Consider the following 13,800-nt stretch of genomic DNA (forward strand, 5'->3'; position numbering starts at 1 on the left):
CCAACTTTCGAGGACCTGAATCATGTTGAAAGGCTACGGGGCTGTCATCCTCGATGGCGCATGGCTGACGCTTCAGCTCGCCTTGTCGTCCATGGCCCTGGCCATTGTTCTGGGTCTGATCGGGGTCGCATTGCGCCTGTCGCCGGTGCGCTGGCTGGCCTGGCTGGGCGATCTGTATTCCACGGTGATCCGCGGGATTCCCGATCTGGTGCTGATCCTGCTGATTTTCTACGGCGGTCAGGACTTGCTCAACCGTGTTGCTCCATTGCTCGGCTATGACGACTACATCGACCTGAACCCGTTGGTCGCCGGTATCGGCACCCTGGGTTTCATCTTCGGTGCGTACCTGTCGGAAACCTTCCGTGGCGCCTTCATGGCGATCCCCAAAGGCCAGGCAGAAGCCGGTGCGGCATACGGCATGAGCAGTTTTCAGGTGTTTTTCCGGGTATTGGTGCCGCAGATGATTCGCCTGGCGATTCCTGGCTTCACCAACAACTGGCTGGTATTGACCAAGGCGACCGCGCTGATTTCGGTGGTCGGTCTGCAAGACATGATGTTCAAGGCCAAGCAGGCGGCAGATGCCACCCGCGAGCCTTTCACCTTCTTCCTCGCAGTGGCGGCGATGTACCTGGTGATCACCAGTGTCTCGTTGCTGGCATTGCGTCACCTTGAGAAGCGCTACTCGGTAGGCGTAAGGGCGGCTGATCTATGATCTTCGACTACAACGTCATTTGGGAGGCCTTGCCGCTGTACTTCGGCGGCCTGGTGACCACCCTTAAACTGCTCGCGTTGTCGCTGCTGTTCGGTTTGCTGGCCGCGTTGCCGCTGGGCTTGATGCGCGTCTCCAAGCAGCCGATCGTCAACATGAGTGCCTGGCTCTATACCTACGTGATCCGCGGCACACCGATGCTGGTGCAGCTGTTTTTGATCTACTACGGTCTGGCGCAGTTCGAAGCGGTGCGTGAAAGCTTCCTCTGGCCGTGGCTGTCCAGCGCGACGTTCTGTGCGTGCCTGGCCTTCGCGATCAACACCAGCGCCTACACCGCTGAAATCATCGCCGGCAGCCTGCGGGCAACGCCCAACGGTGAGATCGAAGCGGCCAAGGCCATGGGCATGTCGCGCTTCAAAATGTACAAGCGCATCCTGCTGCCGTCGGCCCTGCGCCGGGCGCTGCCGCAGTACAGCAACGAAGTGATCATGATGCTGCAGACCACCAGTCTGGCGTCCATCGTGACCCTGATCGACATCACCGGTGCCGCGCGTACCGTGAACGCTCAGTACTACTTGCCGTTCGAGGCCTACATCACCGCAGGCGTGTTCTACCTGTGCATGACGTTCATTCTGGTGCGTCTGTTCAAGATGGCCGAGCACCGCTGGCTGGGCTACCTGGCCCCGCGCAAGCACTGAAATACCACTGACTGACTGTTTTTGTGAGAACCGACAGCATGTACAAACTTGAAGTCCAAGACCTGCATAAACGCTACGGCAGTCACGAAGTGCTCAAGGGCGTGTCCCTGAAAGCGGCAGCCGGCGATGTGATCAGCATCATCGGCTCCAGTGGCTCCGGCAAAAGTACTTTCCTGCGTTGCATCAACCTGCTTGAGCAACCGCACGCCGGCAAGATTCTGCTCAACAACGAAGAGCTGAAACTGGTGGCGAACAAGGACGGCGCGCTGAAAGCCGCCGACCCGAAACAGCTGCAACGCATGCGTTCGCGGTTGTCGATGGTGTTCCAGCATTTCAATCTGTGGTCGCACATGACCGCGATGGAAAACATTATGGAAGCGCCGGTCCACGTGCTCGGCATGTCCAAGGCCGAAGCTCGTGAAAAGGCTGAGCATTACCTGGCCAAGGTTGGCGTGTCCCATCGCAAAGATGCTTACCCAGGCCATATGTCTGGCGGCGAACAACAACGCGTGGCGATTGCCCGTGCGTTGGCGATGGAACCTGAGGTGATGCTGTTCGACGAACCGACGTCGGCGCTTGACCCTGAGTTGGTGGGCGACGTATTGAAAGTGATGCAGGCACTGGCCCAGGAAGGCCGGACCATGGTCGTGGTGACGCACGAAATGGGCTTTGCCCGTGAAGTGTCGAACCAGTTGGTGTTCCTGCACAAAGGCGTGGTTGAAGAAAGCGGCAACCCGCGTGAAGTGCTGGTCAATCCACAGTCCGAACGCTTGCAACAATTCCTCTCGGGCAGCCTGAAGTAATCGCTCCCGTTACGCACCAAATTAGGTCATGCTGCGCACCGCGCGCCAGATGGTCTAATTTGGTTGCAGCCGCCTTCGGCTTTAACACTGTTTTCGTTTCGGATTGCCCGCCATGACTGCCCATCGAATTGGTTTCCTGATTTGGCCCAGCACTAAAGCCTTGACGCTGGCGCTGGCCGAGGAGGCCTTGCGTGTTGCTCAGCGGGTGCATCCGGAAGTTGTTTACGAACTGTCGTTCCTGCAGGCCGAAACGCCTGTCGACGGTGCCTGGCAATTGCCGGGTGAGCCCTGGGCCGGCAAGCTGGAAAATTTCCAGAAACTGTTTCTGCTCGCGGATGAGCCGCCGACCACTCTGGCGCCAGCGCTCAGCAGCGCGCTCAAGCAATTGGTGCGTGCCGGTTGTGTGATCGGTGGTTTGTCGGCGGGTGTCTATCCGCTGGCTCAGTTGGGTCTGCTCGACGGTTACCGCGCTGCGGTGCATTGGCGCTGGCAGGACGATTTTGCCGAACGTTTTCCGAAAGTCATCGCCACCAGCCATCTGTTCGATTGGGATCGCGATCGCCTGACCGCGTGCGGCGGGCTGTCGGTGCTCGACCTGTTGCTGGCGGTGCTGGCTCGCGATCACGGTGCTGAACTGGCCGGTGCGGTGTCCGAAGAGTTGGTGGTGGAGCGCATTCGCGAAGGTGGCGAGCGTCAGCGGATTCCATTGCAGAACCGTCTCGGCTCCAGCCATCCGAAGCTCACCCAAGCGGTGTTGCTGATGGAAGCCAACATCGAAGAACCGCTGACCACCGACGAAATCGCCCAGCACGTGTGCGTGTCCCGTCGGCAGTTGGAGCGGATTTTCAAACAGTACCTCAACCGTGTGCCGAGCCAGTATTACCTGGAACTGCGCCTGAACAAGGCCCGGCAGATGTTGATGCAAACCAGCAAGTCGATCATCCAGATCGGTTTGTCCTGTGGCTTCTCCTCGGGGCCGCACTTCTCCAGCGCCTACCGCAACTTCTTCGGCGCCACGCCGCGGGAAGATCGCAACCAGCGGCGCAGCAGCAGCCCGTTCGAATTGTCGTCGTTGCCGTCGGAGCGCGGTTGATTTCGCTCTGACAAGTCGTAGAGCCTGGCGCCGATTACTCGTCGGCGTCGGAGTCCCCGGACGATGACACCTCCATTTCTGCTTGGTCAATGACCGCATCGACGCCTGTCTGCTGGAAGTAGCTGATCAGCCGTTGCACGCTTTCTTCAGACAGTGGGTTACCCCTCAGATTGATGCTTTCGCTGACATCCACCGGCAGTTCCAGAATATCGGTCGGTATGTGAGTGATCGCGTTTGCGCTCAGGTCCACCGTTTCCATGTCCTTGAATTGCAGCAGCCCCGGTGGAAGTTCGGTGATGCCGGTGTCGTTCAGCAACAGGGTCGTGAGATGGGGCATCTGGCTGATGTCCGGAGTGATGCCCAGCGGGTTGTCGCTCAGATCCAGATAGTCCAGTCGGTCCATCTGCGCCAGCCCCAGCGTTGTCTGTGTTGTCAGGGTGATCTGGCAATCGGTCAGGGACAATGCCGTCAAATCGCCCATCCTGAAAACCTCCTCGGGTACGTTGCCCAGTCGATAGTTACGAATGGTCAGGCCCTTGAGACGGGGGAAGCTTTGCAGAAACCCCCCGACTCCGGAGGTCAGCCCTTCGTCACTGTGCAGATACAGCAGCGAGACGTGACTGAAGTCTGCGCGCAGCACCGGCAGGTCACCGGTGATGATGGTCGGCAAGGTCAGTTCGTAGGTCGACTGAAGATGCTGATTGAATTCGTCCAGGTCGGTTTGCCGGCGCCAGCAACGCTCTACAATCCGATTGAATTCATCCCGGATCGAATGTTCTTCCAGCAACTGCTGAGCGGTGAAGGGGACGCCGCTGACCGGATGCACGGCCGGGATGTCCGCTGTCCAGGCTGACAGGTCGTTTCTCAGTGTTTCGAGCTCGGTTTCCAGGCGTGTCAGTTCTGTCCTGCCGTCGGTCAGAGTGCCGGGCAACAGGTAAACAAACTCACTGGCTTCCTCTTGATCCATTCGCGGGTAAAGCGCTTGCGCTCGGCGAATATCAGCTTGTTCGGCAAAGACCCCGAGGTCATGACGGATTCGGACGAAATGGATTTTTATCCGTTCGCGGTCAGCGGCGAAAATCGGGTTACCTCCCAGGTCGAAGCCATTTTGGGTGTTGCTGGGCAGCTCGAAGAGAGCGGCGGGCAGCTCCTGGATCCTGTTGTCATTGAGCAAGGCGGTTCGAAGGCGTGGGCGGGTCAGCAAACCTGTCGGGAAATCAGATATTCCGGTGTCCGCCACGTCGATGTAGTTCAGATTCGCCATGTTTTCGACATTGGGGAGAAGTCCCAGCGGGTTTTTGTACAGGTCCAGTGTCATCAGTTGGCTCTGCGCAGACAGCGTCGCCAGACTTTCGGGGGTGAGAGTGATAGCGCAATCGCTGAGGATCAGTTCGTTGATCTGCGGCGATTGGCTGAAGGTGTCCGGGAGGTGGCCCAGGTTGAAGTCGCGTAATGACAGGCGACGCAAGCCGGAAAAGCTCCGCAGGAACTGGTGCACGCCTCGTGTGGCGCTATGACCATACATTGTCAGGGAGTCCGCGCGGGTAAAGTTGATGTTCAGTTGCGGCAGTTCGCCCAGTATCGGTCGGGAGAACTTGATATCGAACCTTTGATCGGGGGTGTCCGGAAGGGTTGCTTGTCGTCGCCAGCAGTCCAGTAACTCGTTACTGAAATGCCGACGGCTTTGTCTCTGAATGACGAGTTGCTCGGTGGTGAGTCTGGCTTGGGTGTCAGGACTAAACAGCGGGATATTGTCGATCCAGGGATTCAGGATGTCGTTGAGTTGTGTGTGCTCGAGTGTGAGTCGGTGAAGCTCGGCGCGTGGTCCGCCGGGATGGCGCTGCAATTGTTCGACAAAGGCCTGGAGCTCCTCGGGCGATAAATGGGGGAACAGCATATGGGTCCGGGCCTGTAAGGTCGGCGTATTGGTCGGCATACGGCGATAGCCATTCGAGCCGCCCAGCAGGCGCATGACGCTGGGGTCGTAAGCGGGTTTGAGGATCGGGTGTTGCGATAGCAACGAGCGTAACTCGTCACGGTTCAGGGCATGTTCGCGGATCAACTGTTTGAGTCTTTCGCCTTCGCCGATTCGAATGTTCAGCGCCACGCGCTCTGTATCTGGCAGCGCATTCAGCAGGCTGGAATAGGGTGTGTCGGCACCGCTGAGCTCCAGGCCTTCACTGTCAAAGGCCTGATACGCGTCTTGTTCGGTCAGTACCAACACCTTGTGGGTGGGTGCGTCCGCTTGGCCGATGCTGTCGATCAGGCGTCCTTCATAGGCGTAGTGCCGGATTTCGAGCCGCAGTTGCCCCGACCAGCCCGGCAGTCGTTCCAGCGTGTGCAAGGCCAGTCGATCGGTATCGAGGTTGTTGGCGGTCGATTTCAGCTCAAGACCCTCGTAGGCGCGTGTCGTGCGCACTTGTAACCCGGCCTCTTGAGTCAAGTCGGCAAGCCGTTTGGACAGTGTGCCGCGCTGGAGTTGTTGCAGTTCCTGTTCGCTGGCGGTATCGAGCACGGCTTCGGCCAGACTTTTTGGCAAGCCGTGTTCGGCATCAATGATTCTTTGCACCAGTGGACGGGCGCCTCGTTCGAGCTTGCGGTAGCGATTGTCGAACAGGGTTTCTCGCTTGCGGTCGGCCAGTTCTGCCAGTGTGTGACGCAGGGTGCGAGTCCGGGTTTCGAGGCGGGGGGAGGGGGTGCCGAAGTCTTCGCTCAACAGCGTTCGTATTTGCCTGTCCTCAAGTGTCAGGAGCCAGGTTTTGAGCAGGTCGCCGTCGTTCAGCCTGGAGACGTTGATTTGCGTGACGGGCACGTCCGGGTTGGGGCTTTGCCAGAGGGTTTGCGCTTTTTCGTTGATCAGCTGCAACCCTTTGTTTTCGGGCCAGTAACCGTTTTCGTTGAGTAACTCGAGTTGTGTCACCGGATCGGCCTTCAGGAAGTCTTCCGGCCGGTCGCTGCCGATCCGTTCGATGAAGGTTTGAATGTCCTGATCGATCTTGAAGCGTTTGAGTGTGTCGGCCAGCAACGGCGGTAGTCGGTCGACATGGACATACACCTTGCGCAGGGCGTTCTCGTGGCAGCCGCTGATGGTGAGCATGCGTTCGTGCTCGGCGGCAGAGAATCGCTCCATGTCTGGCCCGATGCGGCGCAGCAGGGTGGCCTGGTCCCAGCTCAGTGGCTGGTCGAGCTCGGTCTGCCAGGCTCCGGCACCGTTGTGTTTCAGTGCTGGCTGGTAGGCTTCGGGGCGAGTGGGGTGTTCAATGCGATGCTGGCCGGTTTCTGGATCCTCGATGACGGCGTAGCGTTTGTCTTCCAGTGCCAACAGGGTCTTGCCTTGATGGCGGTGCAGCCCCAGTTCATTGGGTGTTGAATCCTTGGGCAGCTCAGCGGAATGCTCATACGGGGCCAGGTCGGGCTTCCAGTAGCGGGTTTCTCCCTTGGGTGTTTTCACCATGTTAAAGCGGTCAATGAACTGAACGATTTCCCGGGGTAGCACCGCGCGAAACTCACCTGCCGCGATAGCGCCGCCCGCCGCAAACGTTCCCAGCTGTACAGCGGATTCAACGACCCCCATGAAATGCTCGAAAGCTTCAAGGGGCAGACCCTCTGCCCAGTCAACGATGCCCTCGAAGGTTTCGTCGAGCAGTTGGTAGGCCATATAGGCCAGCATCAGTTCGCCGAGAAACGGTACGAACGGCAGGGCGACGAAGGCGGCAATGTTGAGCAGTGCCGAAGCAATTTCACTGAAGGAATCCCATAGCGCCCATCGCACCCGCTGGTCGACAGTGGCGGTGGACACCGCGATGACGCGGGCATCGTTGAGGATTTTGTCGAGCTTTCGCTGGTAGAGATGAATCCACAGATTGCCGGTGATTGGCGTTGCAGCCAGTTGCAGATCGGGGCGCTCTGTCGGGTTTTCTCTCCAGGTGGGGCGCGGGTCACCCGCTTGAACCGGTTGCCAGGTGAAGGGGGTGAGACGGTTGTTCAACTGAGCGAAGAAGTGCCCGCGATCCTCATGGTCGATGAAGCGACTGAAAAACCTCTGGTAGTCGTGACTGCGCAGGCGCTGGATCAACGCCTCGGCGAATGCGCTGGCAGTGGGGTACTCCTTGATCGGGTGTTCGGGGTCGTCGGGAATGTAGGCCACCACCGGAACCGCTTCACGTGCGTGTTCCAGATTCGGGGCAAACAGTACGATCCCGGTCAGGCGGGCGTTCATGATCGTCAGGTCGTGGCAAAGCCACTGTTGTCCGTGCAGGCGCAGGTGCTGCACGCCGTCGGCGATTCCCAGGATCAGTTGCTGCATGCCTGCGCCCAGGTTGTTTTGCATACTCGCCAGATGCAGGGCGGCGATGAGTGCGGCTTTCTGGCTGTCGCGCACCTTGGGTTGCAGGATGGCGGCGACCAGTTTGTTGCTGACCCCCAGATTGTCTTCGAGGTAGGTTTTGTAGCGATCGCCGATGTCCAGTTCCCGGCACAGTTCGGTAAACGCTGCGATAGGCATGGTTTGCCGGATATGCGGCAGTTCACTGAATTGTCCCGTGGTGGAAGGGGCGCTGATATAGGTCGAGGCGGGCTCAAAGGCGTCGTCCTCGGTCTCGCTGCTTTCGAAGTTGTGCAGCGCGGCATCCAGCAGGGAAACCGTCCAGATGCGTGCCGCCCCCGATTTCAGTCGCAGCCAGGGGATGTTCGCCGGGATGTAAAGACGCAAAAAGGTGTTGCTGACGTCCAGTTCCAGGCCAAAGCGTTCCTTGATCGCGGCATGAAGCAGTGGCTCGGCGAATGTGCTGGCGTTCTGTAAATGTGCCAGGGTCTGATCGACACGGTTCTGCGCTGTCCAGTGTTGTGCGTTGAGTTTGCATAATTCGGCGTGCTGGTTCTGGGGCGCGTCCTTGAGCCCGATGGGCAGGCGCGGTTTGACCTTGCGTAAGGTTTCTCGCTTTTGCGGCGTTGCCTGGGTCAGCCACGGAGGAATGACGCTCATCAGGTGCTGATAGTGAACGTCCTGTCTGAAGGGCGGCAGTAGGTCGAGAAGCGTGGCGTTTGGGGATTCGTTTGTGAGGCTCATGGGTGGGGCCGTTCGCGTTTAAGAGGCGCCTAGGAAAACTCACGCACGCAAGCGGCAGGTGTTACATGATTACCGCCCTCGTCAAACCGGGATGAGTTAGTTCTCGACAAGCCTGCCTATAACCTGTGCCAGCAGTTTAAACTGCGCCTTTGCGACGCTATTTGTCGCATTGCCGTAAACCCGTTCAAATACGGGGTTTGCGCTATAAGAAGTTGTCGCTTGGCGGCAAGGCCGGGCTGAAAACTGTCCTTACAATCCCCCCATCGCTCGCCAGTTTCAGGCGGGTGTTTCTCATCAGGAGACTCCGATGTCCGTTGAGCACGCTGCGGTACAACGCGCCGATTTCGACCAGGTAATGGTTCCCAACTACGCGCCTGCCGCTTTCATTCCGGTGCGTGGCGCCGGTTCCCGCGTTTGGGACCAGTCTGGCCGCGAGCTGATCGACTTCGCAGGCGGGATTGCGGTTAACGTATTGGGCCACGCCCACCCGGCGCTGGTCGGTGCCTTGACCGAACAAGCGAACAAGCTGTGGCACGTGTCCAACGTGTTCACCAATGAGCCGGCCCTGCGCCTGGCCCATAAGCTGATTGACGCGACTTTTGCCGAGCGTGTGTTCTTCTGCAACTCTGGCGCCGAAGCCAACGAGGCCGCCTTCAAGCTGGCCCGTCGTGTGGCTCACGATCGCTTCGGTTCCGAGAAGTACGAAATCATCGCCGCGCTCAACAGCTTCCACGGCCGTACCCTGTTCACCGTGAACGTCGGTGGCCAGTCGAAGTACTCCGATGGTTTCGGTCCGAAGATCACCGGTATCACTCACGTAAAATTCAATGATCTGGAAGCGCTCAAAGCCGCCATTTCTGACAAGACTTGCGCGGTAGTACTGGAGCCGATCCAGGGCGAAGGCGGCGTATTGCCCGCTGAGCTTTCGTACCTGCAAGGCGCTCGTGAGCTGTGCACCGCGCACAACGCGCTGTTGATTTTCGACGAAGTACAGACTGGCATGGGCCGCAGCGGCGAGCTGTTCGCTTACCAGCATTACGGCGTGACCCCGGACATCCTGACCAGTGCCAAGAGCCTGGGCGGTGGTTTCCCGATCGCGGCGATGCTGACCAGCGAAGACCTGGCCAAACACCTGGTGGTCGGCACCCACGGCACCACTTACGGCGGCAACCCATTGGCGTGCGCCGTGGCTGAAGCGGTCATCGACGTGGTCAACACCCCAGAAGTGCTGAACGGTGTCAAAGCCAAGCACGATCTGTTCAAGACCCGCCTGGAGCAGATCGGCGCCCAGTACGGCCTGTTCACTCAAGTGCGTGGCCTGGGCCTGCTGCTCGGTTGCGTGTTGAGCGATGCCTGGAAAGGCAAGGCCAAGGACATCTTCAATGCCGCTGAAAAAGAAGGCCTGATGATTCTGCAAGCCGGCCCGGACGTGATTCGTTTTGCGCCAAGCCTGGTGGTTGAAGACGCGGACATCGAGCAAGGTCTGGAGCGTTTCGAACGCGCCGTGGCCAAACTGACTCAAGCCTGATAGTGACATCGACGCCTGATCATTCAGGCGTCGAACCAAATTTTTAGTCCGGGCAAGATCCAGGTGGGAGCTAGCCTGCTCGCGATGAGGGCCTGACAGCCAACATCATTGTTGTCTGACAGGACGCCATCGCGAGCAGGCTCGCTCCCACAGTGTCTCAAGGATCGGCCCGGCCTTTTTTTCCTCTGTGTGTTTTTCGAGAAAGGAGTGACACCATGCTGGTGATGCGCCCCGCGCAAATGGCTGATCTGGGCGAGGTACAGCGTCTGGCTGCGGACAGCCCGATTGGTGTCACTTCCTTGCCGGATGATGTCGAACGCCTGAGCGACAAGATCGCCGCGTCCGAAGCCTCGTTCGCCGCCGAAGTCAGCTTCAACGGTGAAGAAAGTTATTTCTTCGTCCTTGAAGACACCGCCACCGGCAAACTGGCGGGCTGCTCGGCCATCGTCGCGTCGGCCGGTTATTCCGAGCCGTTCTACAGCTTCCGTAATGAAACCTTCGTGCACGCCTCTCGCGAGCTGAAGATTCATAACAAGATCCACGTGCTCTCCCAGTGCCACGACCTGACCGGCAACAGTCTGCTGACCAGCTTCTACATGCTGCCGGAGCTGGTGGGGTCGGCCTGGTCGGAACTCAATTCCCGCGGTCGCCTGCTGTTCGTCGCCAGCCATCCGGAGCGTTTCGCCGATTCGGTGGTGACCGAGATCGTCGGTTACAGCGATGAAAATGGCGACTCGCCGTTCTGGGACGCCATCGGTCGTAACTTCTTCGACTTGAACTACGCCGCCGCCGAGCGTCTGTGCGGGCTCAAGAGCCGGACGTTCCTCGCTGAGCTGATGCCGCATTACCCGATCTACGTGCCGTTGCTGCCGGACTCTGCCCAAGAGGCGATGGGCCAGGTACACCCGCGTGCGCAGATCACCTTCGACATCCTGATGCGCGAAGGCTTCGAGACCGATCATTACATCGACATTTTCGACGGTGGCCCAACGCTGCACGCACGTGTTTCGGGGATCCGTTCGATCGCCCAGAGCCGTGTAGTGCCGGTGAAGATTGGTGAACCTGTCAAAGGCGCCGGTCGTCAGTACCTGGTGGCCAACGCCCAGTTGCAGGATTACCGCGCCGTATTGCTCGAGCTGGACTATGCGCCGGGCAAACCGGTGACGCTGGATCTTGAAGCAGCCGAGGCCCTGGGCGTCGGTGAAGGTGCCAGCGTGCGCCTGGTAGCGGTTTAACGCCTGCCGCCGTGCCTATAAAGAAAGAGTGCCTGGAAAGAATCCTGGAAAGCAGCGAGTTTCACGGGTGGCGCAAGCGGCCCGTTTGAGGAGATAGCATGATCGTTCGTCCCGTACGCAGCAGCGATTTACCCGCTCTGATCGACCTGGCCCGCAGCACCGGCACCGGCCTGACCACCTTGCCGGCCAACGAAGAGCGTCTGTCTCATCGTGTTGGCTGGGCTGAAAAGACCTTTCGCGGCGAAGCGGGGCGCGGCGACGCGGACTACCTGTTCGTGCTCGAAGACGATAACGGTCGCGTGGTGGGTATCTCCGCCATTGCCGGCGCCGTCGGCCTGCGTGAGCCTTGGTACAACTTCCGGGTCGGTCTGACCGTCAGCGCATCGCAAGAGCTGAACATCTACCGAGAAATCCCGACGCTGTTCCTGGCCAACGACCTGACCGGCAATTCCGAGCTGTGCTCGTTGTTCCTGCACGCCGATTACCGCACCGGTCTCAATGGCCGCATGCTGGCCAAGGCGCGGATGCTGTTCATCGCTGAATTCCCGCAGCTGTTCGGCAACAAGATCATCGCCGAAATGCGTGGTGTGTCCGATGAAGCCGGGCGCTCGCCGTTCTGGGAAAGCCTGGGTCGGCACTTCTTCAAAATGGAATTCAGCCAGGCCGACTACCTGACCGGTGTGGGCAACAAGGCGTTCATCGCCGAGCTGATGCCAAAGTTTCCGCTGTACACTTGCTTCCTCTCTGAAGACGCACGCAGCGTGATCGGCCAGGTTCACCCAGACACCGAGCCGGCGCTGGCGATGCTCAAGAGCGAAGGTTTCAGCTACCAGGGTTACGTCGATATCTTCGACGCAGGCCCGGCCGTTGAATGCGAAACCGGCAAGATCCGTGCGGTCCGCGACAGTCAGGCGCTGGTGCTGGCCATCGGCACCCCAGGTGACGACGCGACGCCATTTTTGATTCACAACCGCAAACGCGAAGACTGCCGGATCACTGCCGCGCCAGCACGCTTTGCTGCCGGTACCCTGGTGGTCGACCAACTGACCGCCAAACGTCTTCAACTCAATGCCGGCGATCAAGTACGTGCCGTGCCGTTGTCTGCTGCTCGGGAGTCGAAATAATGAATTCGCTTTATATTGCTGGTGAATGGCTGGCTGGCCAGGGTGAGGCTTTTGAGTCGCTGAACCCGGTGACCCAGCACGTGCTGTGGTCGGGGCAGGGCGCCAGCGCCGCTCAGGTCGACAGCGCCGTGCAAGCTGCACGTCAGGCGTTCCCGGCCTGGGCCAAACGTTCCCTGGAAGATCGCATCGGCGTGCTGGAAGCCTTTACCGCCAGCCTGAAAAAACATGCGGACGAACTGGCTCACTGCATCGGTGAAGAAACCGGTAAGCCGCTGTGGGAAGCGGCGACTGAAGTGACCAGCATGGTCAACAAGATCGCCATTTCGGTGCAGAGCTACCGCGAGCGTACCGGCGAGAAGAGCGGCCCGCTGGGCGACGCCACCGCCGTGCTGCGCCACAAGCCTCACGGCGTGGTCGCGGTGTTTGGTCCTTACAACTTTCCTGGGCATTTGCCGAACGGTCACATCGTTCCGGCACTGCTGGCCGGTAACAGCGTGCTGTTCAAGCCAAGCGAGCTGACCCCGAAAGTCGCCGAGCTGACGGTCAAGTGCTGGATCGAAGCCGGTCTGCCGGCTGGCGTACTGAACCTGCTGCAAGGCGCGCGTGAAACCGGGATCGCGCTGGCGGCCAATTCAGGGCTAGACGGTCTGTTCTTCACCGGTTCCAGCCGTACGGGCAACCACCTGCACGCGCAGTTCTCCGGTCGTCCGGACAAGATCCTCGCGCTGGAGATGGGCGGCAACAACCCGCTGGTGGTCGATCAGGTCGCAGACCTCGATGCGGCGGTGTACACCATTATTCAGTCGGCGTTCATTTCTGCCGGACAGCGTTGCACCTGCGCCCGCCGTTTGCTGGTGCCGCAAGGCGCCTGGGGCGATACGCTGCTGGCGCGTCTGGTAGCGGTCAGCGCGACGATCGAAGTCGGCGCGTTTGATCAGCAACCGGCACCGTTCATGGGTTCGGTGGTTTCGCTGGCGGCCGCAAAAGCACTGATGGACGCGCAAGAACACTTGCTGGCCAACGGCGCCGTGTCGCTGCTGGAAATGACCCAGCCACAGGCCAACGCCGCGTTGCTGACCCCAGGCATTCTTGACGTCAGCGCAGTCGCCGATCGCCCTGACGAAGAGCTGTTCGGTCCGTTGCTGCAAGTGATTCGCTATGCTGATTTCGAAGCAGCGATCGCTGAAGCCAACGACACCCAATACGGCCTGGCCGCCGGTTTGCTGTCGGATTCCGAAGCGCGTTATCAGCAGTTCTGGCTGGAAAGCCGCGCCGGTATCGTCAACTGGAACAAGCAACTGACGGGTGCTGCGAGCAGCGCACCGTTCGGCGGTGTGGGGGCCTCGGGCAACCATCGCGCCAGTGCCTATTACGCGGCGGATTACTGCGCGTACCCGGTGGCCTCGCTGGAAACCCCGAGCCTGACCTTGCCGGCCGCCCTGACCCCAGGCATAAAAATGGCGTGATGCCCAATCGCGAGCAGGCTCGCTCCCACAAGGGCGATGAAATCCCTGTGGGAGCGAGCCCGCTCGCGCAGGCCGC

At 59.7% G+C, this 13,800-nt stretch carries 9 protein-coding genes; 8 read left to right on the top strand and 1 reads right to left on the bottom strand.

What is annotated here, in order from left to right; genetic code table 11:
• The first annotated feature begins 22 nt into the window (after positions 1 to 22).
• The 4 genes from NTD87_RS02750 (at position 23) to argR (ending at position 3,303) form a co-directional block, all read left to right on the top strand.
• Positions 23 to 712: an ABC transporter permease gene (locus NTD87_RS02750; RefSeq protein ID WP_145016252.1), complete on the top strand. Its 690-nt coding sequence runs from the start codon at positions 23 to 25 to the stop codon at positions 710 to 712.
• Positions 709 to 1,407 (top strand): ABC transporter permease, encoded by a 699-nt coding sequence (locus NTD87_RS02755; protein WP_019693167.1) that lies wholly within the window; start codon positions 709 to 711, stop codon positions 1,405 to 1,407. Before NTD87_RS02750 ends, NTD87_RS02755 begins: the two co-directional genes overlap by 4 nt.
• A 38-nt stretch (positions 1,408 to 1,445) precedes the next feature.
• Positions 1,446 to 2,210, top strand: coding sequence for an ABC transporter ATP-binding protein (locus NTD87_RS02760; protein WP_262111707.1), 765 nt, complete (start codon positions 1,446 to 1,448; stop codon positions 2,208 to 2,210).
• A 112-nt stretch (positions 2,211 to 2,322) separates the two neighbouring features.
• Entirely contained in the window at positions 2,323 to 3,303 is a 981-nt protein-coding gene (gene argR, locus NTD87_RS02765; protein WP_262111708.1) for a transcriptional regulator ArgR, read from the top strand.
• 34 nt (positions 3,304 to 3,337) lie between these two features.
• On the opposite strand, the gene NTD87_RS02770 is transcribed toward argR, so the two are convergent.
• Complete coding sequence (locus NTD87_RS02770; RefSeq protein WP_262111710.1) at positions 3,338 to 8,371, bottom strand: dermonecrotic toxin domain-containing protein; 5,034 nt, start codon at positions 8,369 to 8,371, stop codon at positions 3,338 to 3,340.
• A gap of 307 nt (positions 8,372 to 8,678) precedes the next feature.
• Here NTD87_RS02770 and NTD87_RS02775 point away from each other — a divergent pair, with 307 nt between their 5' ends.
• From NTD87_RS02775 to astD, 4 genes are all read left to right on the top strand, one after another.
• Positions 8,679 to 9,899 (top strand): aspartate aminotransferase family protein, encoded by a 1,221-nt coding sequence (locus NTD87_RS02775; protein WP_262111712.1) that lies wholly within the window; start codon positions 8,679 to 8,681, stop codon positions 9,897 to 9,899.
• Positions 9,900 to 10,114: 215 nt separating this feature from the next.
• Complete coding sequence (aruF, locus tag NTD87_RS02780; RefSeq protein WP_262111713.1) at positions 10,115 to 11,134, top strand: arginine/ornithine succinyltransferase subunit alpha; 1,020 nt, start codon at positions 10,115 to 10,117, stop codon at positions 11,132 to 11,134.
• Positions 11,135 to 11,232: 98 nt separating this feature from the next.
• Entirely contained in the window at positions 11,233 to 12,258 is a 1,026-nt protein-coding gene (gene astA, locus NTD87_RS02785) for an arginine N-succinyltransferase (RefSeq protein ID WP_262111714.1), read from the top strand.
• Positions 12,255 to 13,724 carry a succinylglutamate-semialdehyde dehydrogenase gene (gene astD / locus NTD87_RS02790; RefSeq protein WP_262111718.1) on the top strand — a complete coding sequence of 490 codons (1,470 nt, stop codon included), beginning with the start codon at positions 12,255 to 12,257 and terminating at the stop codon, positions 13,722 to 13,724. The genes astA and astD overlap by 4 nt, the downstream gene beginning before the upstream one ends.
• Positions 13,725 to 13,800 lie beyond the last annotated feature (76 nt).

Source organism: Pseudomonas sp. 6D_7.1_Bac1, from assembly GCF_025465945.1.
Lineage (GTDB): Bacteria > Pseudomonadota > Gammaproteobacteria > Pseudomonadales > Pseudomonadaceae > Aquipseudomonas.

Excerpts from the sequence above, each read along its gene's own strand:
- NTD87_RS02750 (WP_145016252.1), top strand. The coding sequence starts at position 23 with ATGTTGAAAGGCTACGGGGCTGTCATCCTCGATGGCGCATGGCTGACG.
- aruF (WP_262111713.1), top strand. The coding sequence starts at position 10,115 with ATGCTGGTGATGCGCCCCGCGCAAATGGCTGATCTGGGCGAGGTACAG.
- NTD87_RS02755 (WP_019693167.1), top strand. The coding sequence starts at position 709 with ATGATCTTCGACTACAACGTCATTTGGGAGGCCTTGCCGCTGTACTTC.
- astA (WP_262111714.1), top strand. The coding sequence starts at position 11,233 with ATGATCGTTCGTCCCGTACGCAGCAGCGATTTACCCGCTCTGATCGAC.
- NTD87_RS02770 (WP_262111710.1), bottom strand. The coding sequence starts at position 8,371 with ATGAGCCTCACAAACGAATCCCCAAACGCCACGCTTCTCGACCTACTG.
- NTD87_RS02760 (WP_262111707.1), top strand. The coding sequence starts at position 1,446 with ATGTACAAACTTGAAGTCCAAGACCTGCATAAACGCTACGGCAGTCAC.
- NTD87_RS02775 (WP_262111712.1), top strand. The coding sequence starts at position 8,679 with ATGTCCGTTGAGCACGCTGCGGTACAACGCGCCGATTTCGACCAGGTA.
- argR (WP_262111708.1), top strand. The coding sequence starts at position 2,323 with ATGACTGCCCATCGAATTGGTTTCCTGATTTGGCCCAGCACTAAAGCC.